This is a genomic window from Arthrobacter castelli DSM 16402, assembly GCF_000430705.1.
In the GTDB taxonomy this organism is placed as follows: Bacteria; Actinomycetota; Actinomycetes; order Actinomycetales; family Micrococcaceae; genus Arthrobacter_C; species Arthrobacter_C castelli.
In genome coordinates, this window is the sequence record NZ_AUMN01000008.1 from 121,908 (window position 1) to 147,004 (window position 25,097).

The window sequence follows — 25,097 nt, forward strand, 5'->3', positions numbered from 1 at the left end:
CTGCGGCGGCTCAGTGCGGCCGCCAGGCCTCCTGGTCTCCGGCCCGCCGGGCGACCACGTCCGGCAGCGAACCGGCAGCCAGATCTGCGATTGATACATGTTCAAGCACGTCCCGCAAACCGCTGCGTGCCGCCACCCACACTGACTGCAGGCCGGAGGCGGCGTTGTTGTATTCGACCGCTTCCGGACGCAGCCCATATACGCTGACCAACGGGCCGTCCACGGCACGGATGACGTCGGCGACGGTGATCGACTCCGGTGCAGCTGCCAGGCGCCAGCCGCCTGCCTGGCCACGTTGGCTGACGACGACGCCGGCCCGCCTCAGATCGGCGAGGATGGCTTGGAGAAAACCGGAGGGTATCTCCTGCCGTTTACCCAGCTCGTCGGCCGATACAGCACCCTTGTCGCGCTGGGCGGCAATTTCGATCAGGGCGCGGAGCGCGTAGTCGGATTTAGCAGAAACGCGCATGGCCCTCACACTACCAAAGCACGATTCAGGCCCGAGTCAGCTCCCCTTCCCGGCCGATCGGCTTCTTCGCGGCCCGGTGCTTCTTGATCGTCCAGCCGATCAACAGCAGCCACGCAACCACCAGTACCGCCATGATGAGCCACAGCCATACCGATGCCTTGTCCAGGGTGGACCAACTCTCTATCACCGTCATCGAGTTGGTCAGCACAATCCAGCCTCCGGCCGCTACGCCCAGGATGGTGGCGGCCAGATGCTTGACTATCCATGCCGCTATTGGAGCGGCCACAGCGCCACCGGCCAGCAGCGCCAACGCCGTAGTCCAGTCAATGCCCGCCGAACCAAGGCCGAGCAGGAAGCCGGCGGAGGCGGCGATGGAGACGGCGAACTCACTGGTGTCGATAGTTCCGACCACCTTGCGCGCTTCCATCCGCCCCGATGAGAGCAGCGAGGATGTGCCGATCGGGCCCCAGCCGCCACCGCCGATGGCGTCCATGGTGCCCGCCACCAGCCCCAGTGGAGCGAGGAACTTCGCCGACGGGCGGGGTTTCAGTTGCGGGCGTGCCCCCTTGAGGCGCAGGAACCGGTACATCACATACACACCGAGCGAGAGCAGGAACAGTGCGACGAATGGCTTGGTCAGATCGGCCGGGAGGCTGGTCAGGAGGGTGGCGCCGAGGAACGCGCCGATGGCGCCGGGGAGGGCCATAATGCCGACCACCTTCCAGTCAACGTTGCCGAACTTCCAGTGCGCGGCACCGGAGAACAGGCTGGTTCCGACTTCGGCCAGATGCACGACGGCTGACGCGGCAGCCGGGGCGGTTCCGGCGGCGAGCAGCAAAGACGACGCCGTGACCCCGTAGGCCATGCCGAGCGAGCCATCGATCAGCTGCGCGGCGAAACCGACAATGGCCAGGATGAGCAGATTGCGCATGGCAACAACTTTCTATAGTAAGTCGAGTTGTTTAGTAGACTAACCAGACAAAAGTCGATGGTCAATACGCCGGGCATGGCTTTCAGCCGAATCGCGAAGCTATCGGATGCCCATGTGCCGTTCGGGGGTTGGCAAAACCGTCCTGCCGGCTGCAGAAGAAACTCCGGTGAGAACTACCCGCGCCGTCTCAGTACACCTAGTCGTCTGCATTGAGATTCTTGAAGTAGCGTGCCACCGGCCAGCGTTCAAAGCCGGCCGCTTCGTAGCTGGCGCGCGAAGCTAAGTGGCCGGGGTCAGCGCCGGTTTCGACCATCATCATCGTCATGCCGGCCGCGCTGACTTGTTCGAAAGCATGGTTCATCAGCATGGTCCCTGCGCCTTGCCGTTGGTGTGCAGGGTCGACGGCCAACACGTGGATTTCGCCCATTTGATCTTCGGGATGCAGCCGTATGCAGATCCATCCAACTACCGTGCGGTCCTCAAGGGCGACATGGACGTTCTCAGGTTCGCCATCGAGACGATCAGCCAAGTCCCGCCTCTGCCGCTGCTCCCATCCCTGCGGGTAGAAGGCTTCGTACACGAAAGCGGGAACGGCGGGTCTCAACGCGGCGAAAACAGGCCGCCATGTCCGGATGGATAGGTCAAGAACCTCAGCCCTTTGCGTGGAGGAGTAATTCTCGATGATCAATCGGGTCCTCCATAACTGTCAGAGAGCGATTCCACGATCACCGCCAATAGTACTGTGGCCGATCACACGTCAGATGATGCGTGGCGTGATGGCCACTTCCCGATAACCGGTGTTCGGGTTCACCCGCCAGGCCTTTGCGTCCGGGCGGATGGAAACCGCCTCGTTGAGGCGGGTGCCTATGTAGTGAAGCCCGACGCCGTCTTCGGTGGCATATCCTCCTGAGACGGTCCCACTGGCCACCATGTCGCGATAGATTTCCCGCCGAGGTTGGTCGGAGAAGTCATCGTGGACGCCATTGCTGAAGGGTAATATACCCAGGCCCTCGTGGAAAGGTGCCAGTGCATCGCCGAAGGAGTCTGTTGGTCCGCCCGAGTGCCAGCAGAGGCTTCCCGCGCTCGCCCCGGCCAGCACCACCGAGTTCTGCCAGCATTCGCGCACGATTTCGTCGACGCCGTGAGCCCGCCAGGCTGCGACGAGATTGGCGACACTGCCGCCCTCGACAAAGATGACGTCCTGAGAGTGCAGGTGGTCATGGATGTCAGCCACGTTCGGTTGGTTGAACAACGTCAGGACGCTGAAGTCCACATCCGGGCGGTGCTCGGCGAATTTGGTCCGGGTGTCGCTGTTGGACCTCAAAATCCCTGAAAACGCGAAGATTTGCCCGCCGGGTACCGTCATCTCAAGGACTCTACGCCACCCGGACCGGTGTCTCATGAGTCCGGCGAGAGGAACCCAGGTGGGCGACCCGCGGTTCGGCGCACAGTGGGTAGGCTGATGTGATGAGTGATGTCTGGCCGATGGTGTACGAGGAGCGGCTGGCGCTGATCGATGATCTTGCCGAGTTGACTGACGAACAGTGGGTCCAGCCCTCGCTCTGTGACGGGTGGACGGTGCATGATGTTGCCGCGCATCTGATCGACAACGCGAAGGCCACCCCGCTGGGCATTGTGCGCGCCATGGTCCGGGCCCGGTTCGACTTCAACCGCCAAAATGACCACGGCATGGAACGCGAGCGAGGAGCCACTTACCGCGAAACCCTCGCCCGCCTTCGACAGGTGGCAACCCGCACCTCGGCCCCGCCGGCGCCCCTCGACAGCAGGCTGGTCGAGGAGGTCGTGCACGGCGAGGATATTCGGAGGCCCTTGGGCATCGAGCGTGAGTACCCCGAAGAGGTGGTCGTGAGATCACTTCGGTACCAGGCCCGAACTCCCGTATCATTCGGCGGCGCAAAACAGCTCGCCTCCAAGGTCCAGCTGCGGGCCTCTGACACAGATGTGGTGATCGGCGACGGGGTTGCGGTGACCGGCCCGGCGTTGTCGCTGTTAATGGCCATCTCGGGACGCAAAGCGGCCCTGAGTGATCTCCGCGGTCCGGGTGTAGCTGCGCTGCAGTGACGGGATCCGGCCGAACGGACTTGCTGGCCGTTGCGTCCCGACTGCGCTACAGTGGCCGCATGAAGATCTTCCTGCCGTAAATTGAGCCCGCCCCGTTCAGGGGAACGCTTTTACCTGCAAGGAATCTCTCTCATGCCAGCCTCTGTGGCCCTTTCCCGCGTTTGCGCGTCCTTCGGTGCGCGTACTCTCTTCTCGAATCTCGACCTGGACCTGACCCCCGGCGATGTTGTCGCCGTCGTCGGTCCCAATGGCGCCGGCAAGTCGACACTGATGAGGATGGTCTCCGGCGACACCGCCATCACCGAGGGGGCCATACGGACCGCTCCACCTGATGCCGCAGTCGGCTACCTGCCTCAATCGGTGCCCGATGGCGGCGAATCGCTGCTCGCCTACGCCCGCCGTCGTACCGGGATCGCCGCGGCCGACGTCGAACTCGACCTGGCTGCCCGGGCTTTGTCCCGCGAACTGCCGGGCAGCGACGAGCGATACTCACATGCGCTCGCGCGGTGGGTGGCCCTGGGCGCGGCCGACCTTGAAGAGCGGCTTCCGGCTGTCGCGGCCAGGGCCGGATTGGACGTCGACTCCGCCCGTCCGCTTGGGACTCTGTCAGGAGGCCAGGCCGCGCGGGCAGCCCTCGTGACAGTGTTGCTGAGCCAATACGACGTGCTGCTGCTCGATGAGCCGTCCAACAACCTGGACACCGCCGGCCTGGACCTGATCGAAGAGTTCATCACCTCCCAGCAGGGGCCGGTGATGATTGCCAGCCACGACCGGCGGCTGCTCGATGTGGTTGCGACATCGGTGCTCGAATTGGACCTGAAACAGCAACGGGTGGGCCATTACACCGGGAACTACAGCGACTACGCGGCGCTGCGGCAGCTGGACCGCCGTCATGCCCACGAGCGGTACGAGCAATATGCGCGTACCCGCGATGAGCTGGAGGCGCAGGCCCGGCAGCGTGCCCAGTGGGCGGCCAAGGGGTCGCGCGCCGCCGCCAAGTCCGGCGAGCCGGATAAGCACATCAAGCACCGCAAAGGTCAACGGGCCGACGCCCAGGCGGGTCGTGCGGCCAGGGCCCGGAAGGCGGTGGAGCGGCTGCAGCCGGTGGCGCAACCCCGGAAGGAATGGGAGCTGCAGTATTCGATTGCCGAAGCGCCGGCGCCTGCCGAATTGGTGCTGGGTCTTAGCGACGCCGTCGTCGTTAAGGGAGGATTCCGGCTGGGACCAGTGGACGTGGAGGTCGGCCGCGGCGAGCGGATCGCCCTGGTCGGGGCGAATGGCAGCGGCAAGACCACGTTGATCGACGCCCTTGCGGGGGATGTACCCGTGCAATCCGGCCGGAGGGTGGTCGGGACCAAGGTGTCGACCGGGCATATCGACCAGGAACGGTCACTGTTGTCCGGTTCCCGTCCACTGGCCGACGTCGTTATCGACCGTGTTGCTGCCGGTGGCGGGCCGGCCGACGATTCGGTGTTGCAGCCTGCCGGCGTTCGGACCTTGCTGGCCAAGTTCGGGCTTGGCGCCGACCATGCGGGCCGGACTTGTGACAGTCTGTCGATGGGGGAGAAGACCCGTGCCCTGCTGGCCGTCCTGCAGGCCCGGGCAGTGAATTTGCTGGTGCTGGATGAACCGACGAACCATTTGGATGTTGAGGCCATTGAGCAGCTCGAATTGGCGCTCGCGGCCTTCGACGGGACACTGTTGGTGGTCAGCCATGACCGGACGCTGCTCGAAGGCATTGGAATCACTCAATGGTGGCAGATGGAGCAGTTTCTCCGTTCCGAGGATAAGGATATTGCACCGTGACACCTTCACGATGGAGAGAGCTCGCACCGGGTCAACGAGCGCAACTCACCATCGTAGACAGGGCCTCCGTCGACGAGGACCCCGTCGACAGCGGCCCCTCCAGCCGCGTGGTTTTTGAAACTGCGGAGTCCGTGATTGAGGCGCCGAATTGGAACCCCGGCGGCGACTGGCTGGTGTTCAACAGTGACGGGCTGCTCTACAGGATCAAGGCAGACGGATCGGGGCCGCCAATCCGGATTCCGACGGGCGAACTCAACGACTCGAATAACGATCACGTTCTGTCGCCGGACGGAACCTGTCTCTTCACGTCGTCCCAAAACGGTCATCTGTACCGGGTGCCGGCCGATGGCGGGCCGGCGCAACGCGTCAGCGATGACGCCGACGGGTTGCAAGCGCGATATCTGCACGGCATCTCGCCCGACGGAACCACCTTGGCTCTTATCGGTTGCCATCAACTTCGGGCGGCGGAACGCTTCAACATCTTCACGTTGTCATTGATCGATGGTTCCACCCGTCAGCTCACGGACTCGGACCACCATCACGACGGGGCGGAGTACAGCCCGGACGGCGAATGGATCTACTTCAATTCTGACCGCGCATCGACGGCGAAAGGGCACTCGCAGATCTTCCGTATGCGTCCGGATGGGCGGGATCCGCAGCAGCTGACATTTGATACCCGCGTCAACTGGTTTCCCCACCTGTCACCCGACGGCAGTTCGATGGTCTACCTGAGTTATCAATCGTCTGTGGTGGGGCATCCGGCCAATAAGGACGTGCTGTTACGACAGGCGGACCCGGAAGGAGAGAGCGTTCGCACTGTAGCCGGTGTCTTCGGGGGCCAGGGAACAATTAATGTCAACAGCTGGGCGCCCGACAGCCAACGGTTTGCCTATGTTGCCTATCCCGTCCGCAACCGCTGATGATGCCGGCGCCGGGCCCGTCAGCTCCCGGAACCGCCGAGACTCCCGCGGCACCCCCGGCGGCTGCTATCTTCTGGCCACGGATGAGCTTCTGCGCGTAGGCCTCGACCAGGCGTCGTCGGGAATTCCGAACCGCAAATCCATGACAAGGAGGGTACCGGATCGAGGAGATGGAAACCATGGCATAGGCGGTGGTGCTCCACCGGGCGGTGGTCGGGCGAAGGGTAACTTCCGGCGGGTGAAATCACTACTGCCGTCACGGGATTTGACGAGTTAGTGCACCCTAAGTAAGGGTAGGCTTAGCTAACATAGCAACGCATCCCGTCGGATGTGCCCGCCTATCAGTGACGGAGATATTTGTGTCGTTGTCGTCCTCGACGGAAGAAGAAACGCGGTTCGCAGATCAGGTGGAATCGACACTTTCCGCCACTAACCAGCTGCTCAACAGCCGTACCGCTCCCCACTACGCCGCCGAGGTGATGTCCGGCATCCGGGCCGTATCGGCACAGGTTTCGGCGGGTACGACGCCCTGCACGGGACCGACGCCTGAATCCCTGCACCATGAGGTGTCCGCGATCGACCTGGACCACCCGTTGAGCAGTCCGGCTGACGCGCTGGCCGAGGTCGAACGGGTCTATCTGCGCGATGCCGTCTATTTCCACGACGTGAAGTACGCGGCCCACCTGAACTGCCCGGTGGCGATTCCCGCCCTCGTCGGCGAAGCGGTGCTTTCCGCAGTCAATACGTCCATGGACACCTGGGACCAGAGCACCGCCGCCACCCACATGGAACAGCACCTAATCCAGTGGACGGCCGAACGGCTGGGTCTTGGCGACGATGCGGATGGCGTCTTCACCAGCGGTGGCAGCCAGTCCAACCTGCAGGCGCTGCTGATGGCCCGGAACCGGTTGCACGCACGGCTGCGGTCCGCCCATCCCGACCGGCCGCCCCGACTCGCCGACGTGCTGGGCGGATTCCGCATCTTCGCCTCCGATGTCAGCCACTTCAGTGTCCAAAAGTCCGCGGCCATTCTCGGACTGGGACCCGAGGCGGTCGTTGTGGTGCCCAGCGACGGCCAGAAGCGGATGGACACCGACGCCCTGGAACGCGAAGTGGCCCGCTGCCGTCAGGAGGGGCTGCTGCCGATGGCCGTGGTGGGCACCGCCGGGACCACGGATTTCGGCAGTTTCGATCCGCTCGTCCGGCTCGCAGATATCTGCGGGGTCGAGGACATTTGGTTGCACATCGACGCGGCCTACGGCGGCGGACTTATCACGTCGCAGCGTCACCGGCACCTGTTGGCCGGCACCGGTGCCGCGGATTCGGTGACTATCGACTTCCACAAGACGTTCTTCCAGCCGGTCAGCTCCAGCGCCATCCTGGTCCGTGACCGCGCCCAGCTGGAGCACGTCACCTACTATGCGGATTACCTCAATCCGCCGGGCGGGCCGCCAAACCAGGTTGATAAGAGCCTGCAGACCACCCGGCGCTTCGACGCGCTGAAACTGTGGCTGACGCTGCGCACCATGGGTGCAGACGCCGTCGGTGCGCTGCTCGACGAGGTGATCGAGCTGGCCACCGGTTGCGCGGGGAGCCTGGGCGCCATGGAGGATTTCGACGTCGTCGTCCGCCCTGCGTTCAGCACCGTGGTGTTCCGCTACCTCCCGCCCGGGGCCCCGGATGAAACGGCCGACCGAATCAACCAGCAGATCCGCTCGGAGCTATTCGACTCCGGCGAAGCAATTATCGGCGGCACCATAGTGGAGGGTCGGCACTACCTGAAGTTCACGCTGCTCAATGCCGAGACCACCATGGCGGACGTGAAAGAAATGATCGAACTCATCCGCCAACGCGGCAGCCACCACCTGGCATCGGAGGCGATGCACCATGGATGAGCCGTACGACTTCATCGGCATCGGCCTGGGCCCCTTCAACCTGGGCCTCGCCGCACTGACCGCTCCTATTACCTGTCTCAATGGGCTCTTCCTGGAACAGGAATCACACTTCGACTGGCACCCCGGCATGATGCTGGACAGCAGCACGCTCCAGGTGCCCTTCATGGCCGACCTCGTCACCATGGCCGATCCCACCTCGGAATTCTCGTTCCTGAACTTCCTCAAGAGCACCGGCCGCATCTACCCCTTCTACATCCGGGAGCGCTTCAATCCGCTGCGCGCGGAGTACAACCAGTACTGCCAGTGGGTGGCCGGCCGACTGCCCATGCTGCGGTTCGGCAGCACAGTGGATTGGATTGAGTACGACGACGGCGCGCAGGCTTACTCGGTGCGGCTCGCCACCGGTGAGCGTTTCCAAGCCCGCCGGCTGGTGCTCGGCACCGGCACCCGGCCGGCGGTTCCGGAGGTGTGCGGCGGTCTGGAGGGACCAGCCCTGCACAGTGCGGACTACCTGCACCGCCGCGAAGAGCTGCTGCAGCGCTCCAGCATTACCGTCGTGGGCAGCGGCCAAAGTGCGGCAGAGATCTACTTCGACTTGCTCCAGGAAATGGGCGGAGGCGATTTCGAGCTGAACTGGGTCACCCGCTCGGGCCGGTTCTTCCCGCTGGAATACGCGAAACTGACGCTGGAAATGACCTCCCCCGAGTACTGCGCGTATTTCCGCTCGCTGCCCGAGACGACCCGCGACCGGCTCAACGCGGACCAGCAGAACCTGTACAAGGGCATCGACGAATCCTTGATCAACGAAATCTACGATTTGCTCTACCAGAAAAGCCTGCACGGGCCGGTCAATACCAACCTGCTGAGCAACTCCGACTTGCAGGCCGCACATTGGGACGGCGCCGCGTACAGCCTCGAATTCCTCCACCGGGAGCAGGACCGCAGCTACGGCCTCCGCACGGAAGCCCTGGTGCTCGCCACCGGCTACCAGAGCAGCGAGCCGGACTTCCTGGCCGGCCTGGAGCCGTGGCTGAACCGGGATGGCCGGGGCCGGCTGGCGGCCGACGGTCACTACCGGGTCGATGCAGAAGCGGGGCATGGCGCCATTTACGTGCAGAACGCCGAGCTCAACACCCACGGCTTCGTCGCACCCGACCTGGGCATGGGCGCGTACCGGAACTCGTGCATCATCCGGAACATGCTCGGCTGGGAATACTACCCGGTGGAATCGCGCATTGGTTTCCAACAGTTCGGGGCGCCGGTGCCTGACCGGGAAGAGCCCTTGCCCGCCGTGGAAGGGGCGCCGCTGTGAATTTCCCCCTTCGCCCGGTCGACCCGGATGCCGACGCCAGGCTGCTGCACAGCTGGTTCAGCCAGGACTATGCCTCTTTCTGGGACATGCTGGACGCCGGGGTCGACGACGTGCGGCGCGAGCACCGGGCCATAGCCGCATCTGACCATCACCACGCCTTACTTGGGTTCGACGGCGGCGCTCCGGTGTTCCTGATGGAGCGCTACGACCCGGCCCGATCACCCATCGCCGGATGCTACGAGGCAACAGCGGCCGACGTCGGCATGCATCTGCTGGTCGCGCCGCCAGCGGCGCCCGTGCCGGGATACACCCGCTCCGTGATGGCCGCCGTGCTGGACCACCTCTTCGAGGATCCGACAGTGGAGCGCGTCGTCGTCGAACCCGACATCCGCAATCACAAGATCCAGGCACTCAACGACGCGGCCGGCTTCCGGCCGGTGACGAACATCGAACTGCCGGATAAGACAGCAGTGCTCAGCATCTGCACCCGCACCGACTACGCCGCCGCACGAAACCAGTTGGCGCGGCGCTCCCAGGAGGCTACAGCGTGACAATTACGGAACTGGAAGAAGTGCAGGAACCTGCGCCGTCCACCACGGTCGACCGCCAGGAACATCTCACAGCGTGTGTCTGGGCCGAAGCCAACCGCCGGTTGGTGGCCAAGGCCATTGCAGAGTTCTCCCATGAACGGCTGCTGGCCCCGGAGCAGGCGGACGAGCAGCGCTTGTTCCGGATCACCAGCGACGACGGCGGCACGGGGTACCGCTTCGAGGCAACCCGGCGTGCGTTGGACCATTGGGACATCGCCGGGGACAGTATCCAACGCCGCCGCGACGGGCAGAACCTGGAACCTGACGCGTTGGACTTCATGCTCGAATTCCGCGGGCAGCTGGGGATTGCCGAGGACGTGCTTCCCGTCTACCTGGAGGAGATCAGCAGCACCCTCGCCGGCGCGGCCTACAAATTGCAAAACCCCGCCCCGGACTCAGCCGCACTCGCACGGGCAGGCGGCACGCCCGCGGCCGCTGCCCAACGCATCGAACGGGCCATGGCCGAGGGACATCCCTGCTTTGTGGCAAACAACGGCCGGTTGGGCTTCGGCGCCGGCGATTACAGGGCGTACGCGCCGGAGGCCGGAGCCGCCGTTCAGCTGGTGTGGATCGCCGTGCACCGGAGCCGGGCAGTCTTCACCTCCAGCCGCACCCTCGGCGAAGCGGAGCTGTACCGGAGCGAACTCGGGCCGCAGATGCTGGACGGCTTTGCCGCGCAGCTGGCATCGCAGGGCCTGGAGGCCCGCGACTACCTCTACATGCCGGTGCATCCGTGGCAGTGGGAGAACAAGCTGTCCATCACCTTCGCCGCCGAAGTCGCGCACCGGAACGTGGTCTGCCTCGGTGTTGGCGCGGACCGCTACCAGGCGCAACAGTCCATCCGCACGTTCTTCAATCTGGACGTGCCGCAGCGGTGCTACGTCAAGACGTCACTGTCCGTGCTGAACATGGGATTCATGCGCGGGCTCTCCGCGGAATATATGAAGGCGACGCCGGCCATCAACGACTGGCTTCACCGACTGGTCGAAGCGGATGAGACCCTGCGGCGGTCCGGCTTCACCGTGCTGCGCGAGTTGGCCGCAGTCGGCTATCACAATGACTACTACGAAGCCGCGACGACGGCGGGCTCACCGTACCGGAAGATGCTGGCGGCCCTGTGGAGGGAGAGTCCGGCCGGGCAGCTGCGCGAGGGCGAGCAGCTGGCCACCATGGCCTCGCTGCTGCACCGCGACCGCAATGGCGTCCCGTTCGTCTCGGCGCTGATGGCCCAATCCGGGCTCTCGGCCAAGGAGTGGCTGGAGCACTACCTGCGCGCGTATCTGATGCCGCTGGTGCATTGCCTCTGTGCCTATGACCTGGCGTTTATGCCCCACGGGGAGAATATCATCCTGGTGCTCGACGACGGCGTCCCGGTCCGGGTGCTGATGAAGGACATTGGCGAGGAAATCGCGGTGATCGGCGACGGGATCGAACTGCCGGACGAAGTCAGCCGGATCAGGGTGGACGTTCCGTCTGAAGAGCAGGTGCTGACGATCTTCACCGATGTCTTCGATTCGTTCTTCCGCTTCCTCTCCGCAATCCTGGCCGGCGACGGGCAACTGTCCGAAGACGCTTTCTGGACGGCGGTGGCGAACTGCCTGCATCAGTACCGGGACGCATCCCCCGAAACGGCCGAAGCTTTTGACCGCCATGAGTTCTTCGCCGCCGGCTTTCCGCTGTCCTGCCTGAACCGGCTGCAGCTGAGGAACAACCGGGAAATGCTCGACCTGAACGACCCGTCCGGGTCACTGCAGCACGCCGGGCGGGTGGCCAACCCCATCGCCCGTTTTAGCGGTCAGGCCGCATGAAATGTGGCCGTCCCGCCCGGGCTTCGCCGGCGAAAGTTCAGGAGTAGTCGGCCTTCACCGCCAGCACCGGGCACGGCGCCTCCAGCAGGATCCGTTGTGCAGTGCTGCCCATGATCAGCTTGCCTACCGGCGTCCGGTGCCGCAGGCCGATCACGATCAGGTCGGCGTGGTACCGCTCGGCCGAATTGAGCACTTCTTCACCGGCGTCGATATCGCCCAGCTGTTGCACCAGGGTGTGTTCGACGCCCTCGGTCTTGAGCCTTTCGTCCAGGGCGGCGGATTCCGAATCATCCACGTAGTTCTTGTCCGGATGGCTGCTTCCCCTCGAGGAGTTCACCACGATCAAGTGCACGGCGCGCTGCCGGGCCTCCTCGACTGCGCGGTTCAAGGCGGCGGTGCCCTCGGGAGTGGGGATATAGCCGACGACGACGCTCATAGTTGCTCCTCTATTGTTCCGTAGGTGCGTTCATGCTGCCGCCCGGGTGCTGCCGGGTGCCTATCGGTGCTACTCTCTGAGGTCTTCGGGGCTGCGGAAGCGGGTCTTCTTGGCGCGCACTCCGCGGTTCCAGAACCAGGTGATGGCCCACAGTACGACCCCCAGGGCGAGCATCACCCCGGCGATCCGGTACTCGATGGGGTCTTGCGCCCACGGACCAACCAGGAAGGCACAGGTCAGTGCCCCAATGTAGGGGAGCACCGTCGGCGCGCGGAAATGTTCGCGGTCCACCGGGAAGCGGCGCAGCACGATGGCGGCGATGTTGACCACGGTGAACACCGCGAGCAGCAGCAAAGCCGTCGTTCCGCCCAGCGCACTGACCGTTTCGGCGCCCATGAAGTTGGTGACGGTGATGATCAGACCGAACGCGATCAGCGTGGTAAAGATGATCGAGCTCCACGGCGACCGCCGTCCCGGAAGCACCTTGCCCAGCGAGCGGGGGAGGACGTCCTGCTTGGCCATCCCGTAGATCAGGCGGCTGGCCATCATCATATTGATCAGCGCCGTATTGGCTACGGCGAACATCGACATGAAGGGGTAGATGGCGTCGATCGGGATTCCGGGTGCGCCCACCTGCACTACCTCGAGCAGCGGCGTCGGGCTATCCTCGAGGCGGCCCACCGGAACGATCGCGACGGCGGCAATGGAGACCAGCACATAGACCAGTGCGGTAATACTGAGCCCGGTGAGCATCACTTTCGGGAACGTCTTGACCGGGTCTTTGGTCTCTTCGGCCATATTCACCGAGTCTTCGAACCCGACCATGGAGAAGAACGCCAGCGATGTAGCAGCCGTCAGCGCGAGGAACACCGTTTTGTCGCCGGAGGTCTCGAATACCATCACCCGGCCGAAGTCCACGTTGCCTTGGGCCATCGCCCAGAAGCCGACGAGGATCACGATCAGCAGCCCGGTCAGCTCGATCAGTGTCAGCACCACGTTGAGCTTGAGGCTCTCGCCGACACCTCTCAGGTTGATCACTGCCAACAACCCGAGGAAGACGACGGCGATCATCGTCACCCCGAATTGCCCCCAGTCGAGGTTGAAACCAACAATGAAGTTTTCGGCCAGGAACTTCGACGCCGTTGAGGCCGAGGTGATGCCCGAGCTCAAGACCGCGAAGGTGACCAGGAAGGTCACGAAGTGAATACCGAACGCCTTGTGGGTATACAGCGCGGCGCCGGCGGCCTGCGGGTATTTAGTCACCAGTTCCAGGTAGGAGAAGGCGGTGACGGTGGCGACGGCGAAGGCCAGCAGCACCGGCGCCCATGCCGCACCGCCGATTTCGCCGGCCACATCACCGGTGAGCGCGTACACGCCGGTGCCGAGGATGTCCCCGACAATGAACAGCAGCAGCAGCTTGAAGCCAAGCGCCTTCTTCAGCTCCGGCTCCGGCTGCCCGGGTCCTTGCTTGGTGTCTGTGGGGTTGCCCATCATCAACTCCGTCCGGGGAATCGTCGCATCATCGTCGCCCAGAATATCATCGATAGTAAGCTGCGTTACTATTATTGGCGGATGAGGCCACGACGCGGCGGATGGTGGAGAGTCCGGGCGGCGCCGGTCTCCGTCAAAGCCGGAACGGGCACCTGATGGTCGGGGTGACAGGATTTGAACCTGCGACTTCGTCGTCCCGAACGACGCGCGCTACCAAACTGCGCCACACCCCGAAGGTCGCTGCGATCAACGCAACCTCTCAAGAATAGCCGAGATTGCGGCCAACTTAAAACTCGCGCCAAACATGTGCGCAGCGATCAGACCAAAGAGTCCTCCCACGCCTGGTTGAGCGCTGCGAACCGGCCGTTACCGGCGATCAATTCGTCCGGGGTTCCGTCCTCGGCCACCTTGCCGTCGTGGACCACCAGGACCCGGTCGGCGATCTTCACGGTGGTCAGCCGGTGGGCAATAATCAGCGCCGTCCGGTTGCCCAGCAGAGTCTGCAGGCCGCGCTGGACCAGCCGCTCGCTGGGAATATCCAGCGACGACGTCGCCTCGTCCAGGATCAGCACCGCCGGGTCGGCCAGGAACGCCCGGGCGAAGGAAATCAGCTGCCGCTGGCCGGACGAAACCCGGCCACCACGTTTGTTCACATCCGTGTCGTACCCCTCGGGCAGGGCCCGGATGAATTCATCGGCGCCCACCGCCGTCGCCGCCGCTTCGATATCGGCCTGCGACGCTCCTGGATTTCCCAGGGCGATATTCTCGGCGACGGTGCCGCTGAACAGGAAGGCCTCCTGGGTGACCATGACGACGGCGCGGCGCAGGTCGGTGCCGGACAGATCCTTCAGGTCGACCCCGTCCAAGGTCAGTTGGCCGGAGGAGACGTCGTAGAAGCGGGCGATCAGTTTGGCCAGCGTCGACTTGCCGGCCCCGGTCTGCCCGACCAGGGCGATAGTCTGCCCGGCAGGAATGTCCAGCGACATTTGAGGCAGCACCACCGGACCGTCTCCGTAGTGGAACTCGACGTCGTCGAACTTAATGTGACCGGCAGCGCCGGACAGCGCCACTGGATTCTTCGGCGCCCGCACGCTCGGCACTTCCTCCAGCAGTCCGGATACCTTCTCCAAGGCGGCCGAGGCGGACTGGAAGGAGTTGTAGAACATGGCCATCTGGTCCACCGGCTGGAAGAAGCGCTTGGTGTACAGCAGCAGTGCGAGCAGCACGCCGACCTCGAGGCCGCCGTCGAGCACCCGGAAGCCGCCGGCGAGCAGCACCAGAGCCACAGTGACGTTTCCGATCAGCACCAGCCCGGGCTGGAAGATGCCGTTCAGGTTGATGCTGCGGACTGTCACCGTGCGGTAGTCCTCCGCCAGCTCCTCATACCGTGAGGCGTTGACCTTCTCGCGGCGGAACGCCTTGACCGCCCGGATGCCGGTCATGGTTTCGATGAAGTGCACAATCAGCCGTGCGGAGGCGACCCGGGAGGCGCGGTAGGCGACCTGCGACCGCTTTTGGTACCAGCGGGTGAGGAACCACATGGGGAGGGCGGCGAGCATGATCAGCAGCCCGGTCTGCCAGTCCATCAGGAACACCGAAATGGCCGTGAAGGTCATGTACATCGCCCCGGAGACGAGCGAGTTGACCCCGTTGTCCAGCAGTTCCCGCAGTGCCTCCAGATCGGAGGTCTGCCGGGAGATGATCCGGCCCGAGGTGTACTTCTCGTGGAACTCCAGGCTGAGCCGCTGGGTATGGCGGAAGACGCGGCGGCGCAGGTCCAGCAGCATGGTCTGGGCCAGCCGTGCCGTGGCGTTGATGTAGCTGGCGGTGAGCACTCCGACGGCGACCGCGGCGAGGGCGTAGCCCGCCCCCGCCATGACCAGGGGAAGATTATCGCCCGCGCGCAGGGCAGGCAGCGCATGGTCGATACCGAAGGCGATGATCGCCGGGCCCGCGACCCGCGCAGCCTGGGACAGCGCTACGAGGATGATGGTCAGGATGAACTTGGCGCGGACGGGCCGGATCATGGAGCCGAGCAGGCGCAGCGAACGACGCCGGACCTGCCGGCTGCGGCCCTTGTCCAGCAGGAAGTTGTCCTCGTCCTGCACGCCGCTGTAGGTACTCATGACAGCACCTCGTCCGGGTCCTGGCCGGCCGTTTCTTCATCGTCCAGACTGGTGATGATGTACCGGTAATGTTCGTTGGTGGCCAGCAGTTGGGCGTGAGGGCCGACGGCGTTGATGGCGCCGTGCTGCAGCACCGCCACCCGGTCGGCGAGGGCCACTGTGGAGGAACGGTGGGCCACAATCAACGTGGTGGTTCCTTCCAGTACCTGGCGAAGCCGTTCGGTGACCAGTTCCTCGGTTCCCACGTCCAGGGCGGACAATGGGTCATCGAGCACCAGCACCTTGGGCTTGGCGGCAATCGCGCGGGCCAGTGCGATGCGCTGCCGCTGCCCCCCGGAGAGGCTGAGTCCTTCCTCGCCGATCAAGGTGTCGACGCCGTCGGGCAGTTCGTAGGCGAAATGCGCCTGGGCGACGTCGAGGGCTTCGGCGAGGGCCTCATCGCCTTGTTCGCCGGCTCCGAGCAACACGTTGTCCCGCACCGACGAGGAAAACAGGGTGGTGTCTTCGAACGCCACGGCGACATGGGAGCGGATGTCCGACGTGCTGAACTGCCGCAGGTCCGTCCCGTCAAACCTGATACTGCCGCCGGTGACGTCGTGCAGCCTGGCGACGAGCTGCAGCAGGGTGCTCTTGCCGGAGCCGGTGATGCCCACCAGGGCCATGGTTTCGCCGGGCTTCAGGGTCAGGCCGACCCCGTTGAGCAGGTCCATGCCGGCGGCCGGGGTGTCGGGGAACTTGAAGTGCACGTTGTCGAATTCCACGGCGCCGCTCAGGTGCTTCACCGGGCGGGGGTGTTCGGGCTCGGTGATGCTGCTGGTCTCGTCCATCACCTCGAAGTGGCGGTCGATGGCGGTTTTTGCCGTCAGCGTCATCGCCATCAGCGGGCCAAGCGATTCCACCGGAGCAGCCACCACCGCTGCCGTGGCGAAGAAGGAGACCAGGGCGCCGATGGTGAGCTGGCCGTCGGCAACTGAGAGTACGCCGACCACCAGGGCCAGCCCGAGGGCCAGTTCGGGAATCATGCTCACAATCAGCGACACCGTTGCCAGTGAGCGTGCCTTGCGGATCTCGGTGGCGCGCAGCTCTTCGGCCTGCTCGGTGAAGCTGTCCAGCGCCTGCCGGCCCCGTCCGAAGGCCTTGAGCACCCGGATGCCGTGCACCGACTCCTCGACCGTGGTGGCCAAGTCTCCGGTCTGGTCCTGGCTCAGGCGGGAGACAATGCGGTAGTGGGTGCGGAAACGGAAACCGTAGAGCACGATCGGAACCGAGGCGACGAGGAAGATCAACCCGAGCCGCCAGCTGGTGATCAGCATCAGGGTAATGCCGATCAGAATGGTCAGGGCGACCACCACCAGCATGATCATCCCGAAGGCCAGCCAGCGACGGATCAGGTTCAGGTCGGTCATCGCCCGCGACAGCAGCTGCCCGGAGCCCCAACGGTCGTGGAAGGCAACTGTCATGTCCTGCACATGCCGGTACAACGAAACCCGCATCTGGTTCTCCACCGTGGTGGCCGGCCGGATCACGAACTGCCGCCGCAGCGCGATGAATACGGCTTCGAGGGCGCCAAGGACGAGGACCACGGCGACGGCCGCCCACACGGCGCCGCCGTCGCCGTCGACCTTAAGGGTTTCATTGACCAGGGCCCCCAGGACCTGGGGGATGGCCAAGGCCATCAGGCTTGCGCCCAGCGCGCACACCAGTCCCCGTGCCAGACGGGGCAGGATCGGTTTTGCATGCGGGTAAAGACGCCCGATGGACTCGGTCAACGAAGTCTGCTGCTGGGGCATCTCATCTCTTCGGCTCGTCGGTGGGGCGGCTATCCGCTACCCATCTTAGAACCGGTCCGCCGTCACTCCACACGCTATTCATCCCGAGGTCCCCGACGGCGCCACCTGGGCGGCTCGTGGCGTCAGATGATTCGTTGACTGGATAACGCGATTGTAATAGATTGCTAGCATGCGAGCATCCGGGGATGATACCGACACAGAGACCAAGCCATCCCTTCGCGCCCTGTTCCACAGCCAGCTCGGAGCATTGGCTCTGGCCCTGTTGGCCGTGGAGCTGCTTGCCGGAATGCAGGCATATTTGACGACGACGATTACGCCGTTGATCGCTGCCGAACTGAATGGTCAGCGGTTTTATGGGCTGGTCGTCGGCGCGGAGCAAGTCGGCATGTTCCTGACGATGGCCCTGGGGGTATTCCTGCTCAGCCGTTACTCGGCAGCTCGATTATTGGTGTGGCTCACCGGTGTGACTGCCATTGGCGCACTGGTGGGTGCGGCTGCACCGACGATGGGTATCTATGCCGTTGGCCGCTTGATCAGCGGGATGGCCGCCGGGGCGCTGGCCACCGTTTCCATGGGGGCGATTGTGGTGTCCATGCCGAAGTCGTGGCGGCAACTGGTTCTGGCCGGCTTCTCTGCGATGTGGGTCGTTACATCCATTGTCGGGCCTGTCTACGCAGCGTGGATCTCTGCCGTCCTGAGTTGGCGTTGGGCGATGGTGCTCTACCTGCCATTGCTCTTTATGGCCAGGGCGCTCATTGCCCGCAGGCTCCCCGACATTCCACCCGCCAGGGACGGTCGGCGCCTTGATGTTGCGTCGTCCTTAATGCTCGCCAGCGGGATCGCACTGATCTCGCTGCTTGCCAACGCCGGCCCCTGGTGGCCGTTAGTCGCCGTAGCCGGCTTCGTTCTGACCGTCAGTGCTGCCGTTCGGCTCCTTCCAGCCGGGGTGTTCCGTTTGCGCCCAGGGCGTCCGAGTGCGATTGTATTGCTGGGTATTTTGTGTGGCGTGTATTTCGGGCTCAGCGCCGTGGTGGCGATCCTTGCACACGACGTACTGGATTTCGCAGCGGGCCGGATCGGTCTCCTCCTGACCGTTGGCGGCTTGGCGTGGGCCGTTACCGGGTTGATCTGTGGCCGGTATCCTGCCGTCACCGATCTCAGCTTCCGGGTCCGGGCCGATGGAGGCACACTCCTGCTTCTCGTCGGGATCAGCACAATGGCTTTCGCTCTGTTGGATGGCTTGCGTGTGGGGGCGGCGGTAATGTTTCATTGCGGTTGGTTCCTGTGCGGCACCGGTATGGGGCTGATATATCTCGACACCATCAATCGTGTCGTGGAACAGCCGGCGCGCCCGGACCACATCTCCCCGTCCACTGCAGCATCAGCCACAATCTTCGTTGAAGCGATCACCACCGCGGCTATATCCGCGGCCGCTGCAGCGGGACTGGCAGCAATTCTTACGTCCAGCACCACCGGAGCCGGGCCCCATATAGTCCTCCTGGCGCTCGGAGCCGGAGCCGCCACCAGGTTTGTCGTGATCGGACGAGTCACCGCAAGTCCCTATTAGACGCGTCCCGTAAGTCGGACCTCCACCGGACAGTGCGACTTATTGGCATCCCAAGTTCGTTTGATGACCCGTATGCGTCGACGAAGAAGTGTGAATGGGATGTCGAACAGTGTCACTTATACGGACCGATACTGTCCGCATTACTTAATATAGTCGGTGGCATGATTACTGCAAAGGCACACATCAATTGGAACGCCGAACTTCGCAGCCAGCTCGAATGGCACTGGACCAACCAGTTACGTCCCCGTCTGGCGGATCTGACCGACGAGGAATACTTCTGGGAACCGGTGCGGGGCAGCTGGAACGTCCGCCCGCGCGGACAGAGCACAGCCCCGATGGCCGTCGGCGCAGGTGCGTACACCATCGATTTCGCGATTCCTGAACCAACGCCGGCACCGGTCACGACCATCGCGTGGCGCATCGGCCATCTAGTTGTTGGCGTATTCGGTGCACGGAACGCTTCGCATTTCGACGGCCCGGCCATTGACTACGAGAACCACAATTATGCGGCAACGGCCGCGGACTCGCTGGACCAGTTGGACGCCGGGTACAGCCGCTGGATCGACGGCGTCACGGGACTCGGACACGACGAGCTGGCCGAACCGTGCGGCCCGGCTGAGGGGCCGTTCGCTGACTGGTCGATGGCCGCCCTCGTACTGCACATCCACCGCGAAGTACTCCACCACGGCGCGGAGATCGCCCTGCTGCGCGACCTCTACGCCTGGCGTAACGCCTGAAGCGGCTAGACCATGAGGCCGGATTTCGCCGGAGCTTGCTATGCTCGGCGCATGCCGAGTTCGACACTCAATGATGCGTTGCTGCTGCCTCCCCGTTCCCGGCTGCTCTATATCGGTCCGATGAAGACGGGGACGACGGCGATCCAAGCCGCGGCCAAGGATCAACGCCAGACCCTGCTTGATCACGGGGTGCGCTATCCCGGAACGAAGCTTAATCATCGCTCGGGGCTGGGCGCCCTGCTGGGCTGGAGCACCGTCGCGGCCGAACGAACCGGCCCGTTGGGCCCGGACCGGCTCGACCTGGACGACGGCGGCATTCCCGACAGGCGCGAGTGGGATGGCCTCAAGGCGGAAATTGAGGCTGATACCAGCCGGCGGATCCTGGTCAGCCATGAGTTCGTCAGCCAGGCGGACGACGCGACATGTCGGCGGATTGTCGATGAGCTTGGGCCCGACCGGATCCATGTTGCGATCACCTTGCGATCGCCGGCGACGATTCTTCCCTCATTGTGGGCGCAGGGTCTCAAAGATGACGCGCAGACGGAGCCCCTCGAGAACTGGCTCTCGCGCATATACGACAAGGCTCCCGATCGGCCCATGCCTGCGCGGTTCCGGCGCGCGTACGAGCAGGCCGAACTTGTGCAGCGGTGGGCGGGGCTCATCGGACCGGAGAGGGTCACGGTCATCGTCGTCGAGAAAAACCGGCCGACTGCGTTGAGTGGCACGTTCGAGTCGCTGCTTGGCCTTCCTGAGTCAATGTTGGGCCGCGGTGTGGACACGAACCGGTCATTCACCGCAGTTGAAGCCAATGTGTTCCAGCGCCTCAACAGCGCACTTGCCGATCACGGCGTGGGCTGGCACAGTTTCAGCGAATTCGTGTGGAGGGGCGCGGCCAATCGCGGGGTCCTCGAGCGAACGCGGCCAGACAACGAGCCGCGCGTTGGCCTGCCTGCCTGGGCCGTCGATGCTGCCCAGCAGGACGGTAAGAGATTCGCCGCCCATATCCGGGACAGCGGCGTGCGCGTCGTGGGCGATCTCGACCAACTGGGCGCCGCGCCGTCTGCGGCCGACAAGGTCGACAGCGACACCATCGACGCCGACGTCGTCGTCCGGGCGTTGACCGGAGTGATCCTCGCCGGGGCGACTACGCAACGCCGAGCCGACAAGCGAACCGCCCAACGTGACGCCAAGATCAAACGGCTCGATGATGTGACGATGAACCTCGACAAGACGACTCAGCGACTCGAGGCCGAACGAGCGAAGAGCAAACGCCTCGAGGCGGATCTCAAGAGAGTCACACACGACCTGTCCGCTGAGAGGAAGAGCACGCTCCACCACCGGGTCCGAAAACTTCCTCCTGCGGAACGGCCCGACCAGACGGCGGCCGCTTATACCACCCGTGAACTGCTCGCCGCGCTGAAGCGACGCATCAAGCACAAGCTTCGCACCGGCAAATCCAAACCGCTCAAACCGCTCCCAACGCCGAGGAAGTAATGCACGGCGTCCACCCCTGCTGCCTCAGCCGATTCCACGTGAGCAGCGTCCCGGTGAGCGATCCGCTCCGGATGAGGGCGACCGGCGGTGTTACCGGCCTGACGTGGGATTGAGCGTGATCAACACGGCCTCGGGCCGGCAGGCGAATCGGACCGGGGCGAATTTGGAGGTTCCGATGCCGGCAGAGACATTGATCCATGAGTTGTTGGGGCCGTGGGACCACCGGGTCAGGCCGCGGGCCCGCCAGGTGGGCAGGTCGGAATTGCTGACCAAGGCGCCGTAGCCGGGAATCCGCAGCTGTCCGCCATGGGTATGACCGGCCAGGACCAGATGAGCCCCGCCATCGGCGAAGTCGTCCAGCACCCGTTGGTAAGGGGCATGGGCCACCCCGATCTGTACGTTCGGTGCACCGTGCTGGGAGACGGATCCGTTGGGGAAGCCAACGTAGTGGTCACGGCCCAGGTGGGGGTCATCCACACCGCTGAAATCCATTCGCATCCGGTTCAGCACCACGGACTGGCTGCGGTTGGCCAGATTGACCCAGCCGGCCCGCCCGAACGCCTCATGCATTTCTCCGGTGGGGAGCGATTCGGCTGACCGGTTCCTGGACCCGGGAGAGCGGAACAGGTAAGCGGCGGGGTTCTTGAATGTGGGGGCGTAATAGTCATTCGAGCCGGGGACAAAGACACCCGGGTATTGCAGCAGCGGTTCCAATGCTTCCAGCAGCGGCCCCATGCCGCGCTTATCACCGAGGTTGTCGCCGGTATTGACCACCAGGTCGGGCTTCAGGTCGGCCAGTGTGCGCAGCCAGTCAGTTTTGGCGATTTGGGCCGGGGCCATGTGGATATCCGAGATATGCAGAATCCGGCGGGGCCGCTGCCCCGGTGGCAGGACGTCGATGGATTCCTCGCGGAGGGTGAACCAGTTCCGCTCGATCACCGATGCGTAGAGAAATGCGCCGAGTCCCGCGACGCCGGCGAGGGTCGTGGCAGCTGCAGTCGCGGCTGCTGCTCCTGTGCCTCTCTTGCGCTGATCTGCCATATCAGTTGCCACCGCCGTTCTCGTCCCGCCCGGGAGGTGCTTGATCGCTGTTGCCGGGCCCGCCTGAACCGGAATTGGCGCCCTGGCCGGAGCTGCCGGAGCTGCCGGACTCGTTCGCTGATCCGTCGGATCCGTTACCTGAGCTGCCGGAGCCGTCGGAGCTGTCGGTTGGAGGTGGCGTCGTGCTGCCGTCAGCCGGTGGCGGGCTCGTGCTGCCGCCGGCCGGGGGAGCGGTGCTGCCCGCTGGCGGAGCAGCGGGTGCCTGAGCAGCCGCCGGAGGATCCGGCACAGTGGGCGTTCCGGGGGCGGGGGCGAGCGCGGAAGCGTCGGAGGTGTCGTCGGAGCTCTCGTCGGACTCGACGACTTCGCTGTCATCAGGGGAAATTTCCTGTTCCTCCTGCTTCTCGATCAATTCTTCGGGAGGCTCCGGGAATTCTTCGGTCGAATAGAGATCGGCCACCTGCTCCGTGAACGACTGCCATGCCTCACCAGCGTAGGTGGCGCCATCGACGTAGTCATGGGTGGTGCCGTCGCCGAGGAACTCCAGCCCGTCCAGTGAACGGTACTTGTCCGGGTTGCCCACCCAGGCGGCGGTGGAGATACCGCTGGTGTAGCCCACCGTCCACGTCTGGACCGAATCATCGGTGGTGCCGGTCTTCAAGCCGGCAGGTACCTCGGGGTCGAGGTAATAGCCGGAACCGCGTTCGATGACTTCCTGCAGCGCATAGTTCACGCCCTGGGCCACTTTCTTCTTGACCGCGCGCTCGCAATCCTGCCCGGGAATATCGAGCTTCTTGCCGTTGCGGTCGGTGATGGAGGCAATCGCATAGGGCTTGCAGTACGTACCGCCGGAGGAAAACGTGGCGAAGGAGGCTGCCATGGACAACGGGCTGATGGACTGGCTGCTGCCGCCGATCAGCGAGGAAATCTTCAGGTTGCTGATGTCCTCCTGGGTACGCCCGTCGTGCAGCCCCGTGTCATTGGCGATGTCGCTGATGGAACACAGGTCCAGTTCGGCGGCCGAGGCTATGGTCGCGGTGTTAATGGACTGCACAATGCCATCCAGCACCGACATCTTGTGGTAGTAGCCGTCCGAGAAATTGTCCAGCTTGGAAGTCGGCTCGTACGGGTCGTTCGGGTCGTAGTAACCGAAAGCTGTGTAATCATCCGGCGCGCAGCTGGCCTTCCACGGGAAATCCCGCTCGTAGACCCGTTGCGATGCGTCGACGACATCGCCCAGCGAGCGGCCGTCCGCCAGCCAGGCGGCCAACGTGTACGGCTTATAGGCGGATCCCACCTGGTAACCGCCCGTGCCGCCCATGTTGGCGTCGACATTGAAGTTGTAGACGTTGCTCCACGCATCCTTTTTGGCCACGATTTTTGTGTTCTGGGCCATGGAGAGGATTTTGCCGGTGCCTGGCTGCACGGACACCATGGAGCTGCCGATTTTGTCAGGATTCTCTCCGGGAGGTGCGACCTTGTTGACCTCTGCCTGGGCCACCTTCTGCAGCCGGGGATCCAGGGTGGTCTTGATCGTCAGGCCGCCACGGCGCAACTTTTCCTCGCGCTCGGCGAAGTACTCATCCCTTTTCGCCTGCATCTTCTTGGCCTTCTCGGGATTTTCCTCCTTCAACTTCTTGGTGGGGGCGTCCGGCGCCCCGTACGTCTTGAATTCGTGGACCACATACTGGCAGAAGTACGGCGCCATATTGGCAGCGACGCACCCGCTCTGAGTTGGAGTGACATTCAGGCCCAGGTCTGCGGAGGAGGCTTTGTCGTGTTCTTTCTGGGTAATCTTGTCCTGGCGGAGCATTACATTGAGCACCAAATTACGGCGCTGCTTGGCGACATCGGGATTTGTGATCGGGTTGTACAAGCTGGGTCCACGGACCATTCCGGCGAGCATCGCCGACTGCTGCAGGTTCAATTCCGATGCGGGAATACCGTAGAAGTATTGTGCGGCTGCTTCAACACCGTAGGCATTGGCGTTAAAGAAGACGATATTCAGGTATCCGGTGAGGATTTCCTTCTTGGAGAACTTCTTTTCCACGGCGATGGCCAGCTTGGCTTCGCGCATCTTGTCGCCGAGGTCCTTATTGTCCCCGAGCAGCAGCTCCTCATCCTCCGCCGAGCGCTTCCTGGCATTGTTGAGCACGTTGTTGACGTACTGCTGGGTAATCGTGGAGGCGCCCTGCCGGGTGTCGTTCATCAGGTTGTTGGCGGCCGCCCTCATGATGCCCTGGAGATCGACGCCGCCATGCTGGTAGAACCGGGAATCCTCAATCGCGATGATGGCTTTTTCCATCACATCGGCCACTTGGCCGAGTTCGACAGGCTTGCGGTTCTCGGCATAGATACTGGCGATCTGCGTGCCATCCTTGGCCAGCACACGTGATGGCTGTGACAGTGGTTTGACTTCCAGCTCGCTGGGCAGCTCGTCGAAGAACTCAATCGACTGGCTTGCGGTGACGCCGGTTGCGGCTGCCACCGGGACCAGCAAACCAGCCGCCAGGACCCCACACAAAGCACTGATCCCCAGAAAACCGAGGATCCGTCCGAGTGTGGAAGCCGTTTCAAATACGGGGGATTTGCGAGCTGCCAT

Annotated in this window: 20 protein-coding genes and 1 tRNA gene; 10 read left to right on the forward strand and 11 right to left on the reverse strand. The window is 63.9% G+C overall.

All coding sequences use genetic code 11. The features are described 5' to 3' along the window. Nucleotides 1-10: 10 nt before the first annotated feature. The 4 genes from H535_RS0110660 to H535_RS24810 form a co-directional block, all read right to left on the reverse strand. Entirely contained in the window at nucleotides 11-469 is a 459-nt protein-coding gene (locus tag H535_RS0110660) for an RrF2 family transcriptional regulator (RefSeq protein WP_026819536.1), read from the reverse strand. A 25-nt stretch (nucleotides 470-494) separates the two neighbouring features. Next, nucleotides 495-1,400, reverse strand: coding sequence for a sulfite exporter TauE/SafE family protein (locus H535_RS0110665; protein WP_026819537.1), 906 nt, complete (start codon nucleotides 1,398-1,400; stop codon nucleotides 495-497). Between the two features lie 196 nt (nucleotides 1,401-1,596). Beyond that, nucleotides 1,597-2,088, reverse strand: a complete 492-nt coding sequence (locus tag H535_RS0110670) for a GNAT family N-acetyltransferase (RefSeq protein WP_026819538.1) — start codon at nucleotides 2,086-2,088, stop codon at nucleotides 1,597-1,599. Nucleotides 2,089-2,157: 69 nt separating this feature from the next. Continuing rightward, the gene (locus H535_RS24810; RefSeq protein ID WP_051299019.1) at nucleotides 2,158-2,766 is read right to left on the reverse strand and encodes a Type 1 glutamine amidotransferase-like domain-containing protein; all 609 of its coding nucleotides are present in this window, start codon (nucleotides 2,764-2,766) and stop codon (nucleotides 2,158-2,160) included. Nucleotides 2,767-2,867: 101 nt separating this feature from the next. On the opposite strand from H535_RS24810, the gene H535_RS0110680 reads away from it, so the two are divergent. The 7 genes from H535_RS0110680 to H535_RS0110710 all read left to right on the forward strand — a co-directional run bounded on the left by H535_RS0110680 (nucleotide 2,868) and on the right by H535_RS0110710 (nucleotide 11,813). Further along, on the forward strand, nucleotides 2,868-3,482 hold the full coding sequence (locus H535_RS0110680; protein ID WP_026819539.1) for a maleylpyruvate isomerase family mycothiol-dependent enzyme: 615 nt from the start codon (nucleotides 2,868-2,870) through the stop codon (nucleotides 3,480-3,482). Nucleotides 3,483-3,614: 132 nt separating this feature from the next. Next, nucleotides 3,615-5,288 (forward strand): ABC-F family ATP-binding cassette domain-containing protein, encoded by a 1,674-nt coding sequence (locus H535_RS24815; RefSeq protein ID WP_035769153.1) that lies wholly within the window; start codon nucleotides 3,615-3,617, stop codon nucleotides 5,286-5,288. After that, a complete protein-coding gene (locus tag H535_RS0110690; RefSeq protein WP_026819540.1) occupies nucleotides 5,285-6,208 on the forward strand; it encodes a TolB family protein in 924 nt (307 codons plus the stop codon). The genes H535_RS24815 and H535_RS0110690 overlap by 4 nt, the downstream gene beginning before the upstream one ends. Before the next feature lie 359 nt (nucleotides 6,209-6,567). After that, the gene (locus H535_RS0110695) at nucleotides 6,568-8,103 is read left to right on the forward strand and encodes a pyridoxal phosphate-dependent decarboxylase family protein (RefSeq protein ID WP_026819541.1); all 1,536 of its coding nucleotides are present in this window, start codon (nucleotides 6,568-6,570) and stop codon (nucleotides 8,101-8,103) included. Then, on the forward strand, nucleotides 8,096-9,415 hold the full coding sequence (locus H535_RS0110700) for a lysine N(6)-hydroxylase/L-ornithine N(5)-oxygenase family protein (RefSeq protein ID WP_026819542.1): 1,320 nt from the start codon (nucleotides 8,096-8,098) through the stop codon (nucleotides 9,413-9,415). The genes H535_RS0110695 and H535_RS0110700 overlap by 8 nt, the downstream gene beginning before the upstream one ends. After that, complete coding sequence (locus H535_RS24820) at nucleotides 9,412-9,966, forward strand: GNAT family N-acetyltransferase (RefSeq protein ID WP_051299021.1); 555 nt, start codon at nucleotides 9,412-9,414, stop codon at nucleotides 9,964-9,966. Before H535_RS0110700 ends, H535_RS24820 begins: the two co-directional genes overlap by 4 nt. Beyond that, entirely contained in the window at nucleotides 9,963-11,813 is a 1,851-nt protein-coding gene (locus H535_RS0110710) for an IucA/IucC family protein (RefSeq protein ID WP_081416594.1), read from the forward strand. Before H535_RS24820 ends, H535_RS0110710 begins: the two co-directional genes overlap by 4 nt. A gap of 37 nt (nucleotides 11,814-11,850) precedes the next feature. Here H535_RS0110710 and H535_RS0110715 read toward each other — a convergent pair whose 3' ends face one another. From H535_RS0110715 to H535_RS0110735, 5 genes are all read right to left on the reverse strand, one after another. Further along, complete coding sequence (locus tag H535_RS0110715) at nucleotides 11,851-12,249, reverse strand: universal stress protein (RefSeq protein WP_026819544.1); 399 nt, start codon at nucleotides 12,247-12,249, stop codon at nucleotides 11,851-11,853. Nucleotides 12,250-12,318: 69 nt separating this feature from the next. Continuing rightward, a complete protein-coding gene (locus tag H535_RS0110720) occupies nucleotides 12,319-13,740 on the reverse strand; it encodes an APC family permease (RefSeq protein ID WP_155838654.1) in 1,422 nt (473 codons plus the stop codon). Between the two features lie 156 nt (nucleotides 13,741-13,896). Beyond that, a tRNA-Pro gene (locus tag H535_RS0110725) sits at nucleotides 13,897-13,973 on the reverse strand. Between the two features lie 84 nt (nucleotides 13,974-14,057). Next, complete coding sequence (locus H535_RS0110730; RefSeq protein WP_026819546.1) at nucleotides 14,058-15,866, reverse strand: ABC transporter ATP-binding protein; 1,809 nt, start codon at nucleotides 15,864-15,866, stop codon at nucleotides 14,058-14,060. Continuing rightward, nucleotides 15,863-17,656 (reverse strand): ABC transporter ATP-binding protein, encoded by a 1,794-nt coding sequence (locus H535_RS0110735; RefSeq protein WP_026819547.1) that lies wholly within the window; start codon nucleotides 17,654-17,656, stop codon nucleotides 15,863-15,865. The genes H535_RS0110730 and H535_RS0110735 overlap by 4 nt, the downstream gene beginning before the upstream one ends. A 169-nt stretch (nucleotides 17,657-17,825) precedes the next feature. Here H535_RS0110735 and H535_RS24825 point away from each other — a divergent pair, with 169 nt between their 5' ends. The 3 genes from H535_RS24825 to H535_RS0110750 all read left to right on the forward strand — a co-directional run bounded on the left by H535_RS24825 (nucleotide 17,826) and on the right by H535_RS0110750 (nucleotide 21,454). Beyond that, entirely contained in the window at nucleotides 17,826-19,223 is a 1,398-nt protein-coding gene (locus H535_RS24825; RefSeq protein WP_051299023.1) for an MFS transporter, read from the forward strand. Between the two features lie 161 nt (nucleotides 19,224-19,384). Then, nucleotides 19,385-19,960: a DinB family protein gene (locus tag H535_RS0110745; RefSeq protein ID WP_211236575.1), complete on the forward strand. Its 576-nt coding sequence runs from the start codon at nucleotides 19,385-19,387 to the stop codon at nucleotides 19,958-19,960. A gap of 51 nt (nucleotides 19,961-20,011) precedes the next feature. After that, entirely contained in the window at nucleotides 20,012-21,454 is a 1,443-nt protein-coding gene (locus H535_RS0110750; RefSeq protein WP_026819549.1) for a hypothetical protein, read from the forward strand. A 90-nt stretch (nucleotides 21,455-21,544) separates the two neighbouring features. On the opposite strand, the gene H535_RS0110755 is transcribed toward H535_RS0110750, so the two are convergent. After that, a complete protein-coding gene (locus H535_RS0110755) occupies nucleotides 21,545-22,495 on the reverse strand; it encodes a metallophosphoesterase (RefSeq protein WP_026819550.1) in 951 nt (316 codons plus the stop codon). A gap of 1 nt (nucleotide 22,496) precedes the next feature. Beyond that, a complete protein-coding gene (locus H535_RS24830) occupies nucleotides 22,497-25,097 on the reverse strand; it encodes a transglycosylase domain-containing protein (protein ID WP_051299025.1) in 2,601 nt (866 codons plus the stop codon).

Coding starts and splice junctions, on each gene's coding strand:
- H535_RS0110665 (WP_026819537.1), bottom strand. CDS start 1,400: ATGCGCAATCTGCTCATCCTGGCCATTGTCGGTTTCGCCGCGCAGCTG.
- H535_RS0110680 (WP_026819539.1), top strand. CDS start 2,868: ATGAGTGATGTCTGGCCGATGGTGTACGAGGAGCGGCTGGCGCTGATC.
- H535_RS0110755 (WP_026819550.1), bottom strand. CDS start 22,495: ATGGCAGATCAGCGCAAGAGAGGCACAGGAGCAGCAGCCGCGACTGCA.
- H535_RS0110700 (WP_026819542.1), top strand. CDS start 8,096: ATGGATGAGCCGTACGACTTCATCGGCATCGGCCTGGGCCCCTTCAAC.
- H535_RS0110750 (WP_026819549.1), top strand. CDS start 20,012: ATGCCGAGTTCGACACTCAATGATGCGTTGCTGCTGCCTCCCCGTTCC.
- H535_RS0110730 (WP_026819546.1), bottom strand. CDS start 15,866: ATGAGTACCTACAGCGGCGTGCAGGACGAGGACAACTTCCTGCTGGAC.
- H535_RS24830 (WP_051299025.1), bottom strand. CDS start 25,097: ATGGCAGCTCGCAAATCCCCCGTATTTGAAACGGCTTCCACACTCGGA.
- H535_RS0110720 (WP_155838654.1), bottom strand. CDS start 13,740: ATGGGCAACCCCACAGACACCAAGCAAGGACCCGGGCAGCCGGAGCCG.
- H535_RS0110745 (WP_211236575.1), top strand. CDS start 19,385: ATGATTACTGCAAAGGCACACATCAATTGGAACGCCGAACTTCGCAGC.
- H535_RS24810 (WP_051299019.1), bottom strand. CDS start 2,766: ATGACGGTACCCGGCGGGCAAATCTTCGCGTTTTCAGGGATTTTGAGG.
- H535_RS0110735 (WP_026819547.1), bottom strand. CDS start 17,656: ATGCCCCAGCAGCAGACTTCGTTGACCGAGTCCATCGGGCGTCTTTAC.
- H535_RS24825 (WP_051299023.1), top strand. CDS start 17,826: ATGCGAGCATCCGGGGATGATACCGACACAGAGACCAAGCCATCCCTT.
- H535_RS0110660 (WP_026819536.1), bottom strand. CDS start 469: ATGCGCGTTTCTGCTAAATCCGACTACGCGCTCCGCGCCCTGATCGAA.
- H535_RS24815 (WP_035769153.1), top strand. CDS start 3,615: ATGCCAGCCTCTGTGGCCCTTTCCCGCGTTTGCGCGTCCTTCGGTGCG.
- H535_RS0110715 (WP_026819544.1), bottom strand. CDS start 12,249: ATGAGCGTCGTCGTCGGCTATATCCCCACTCCCGAGGGCACCGCCGCC.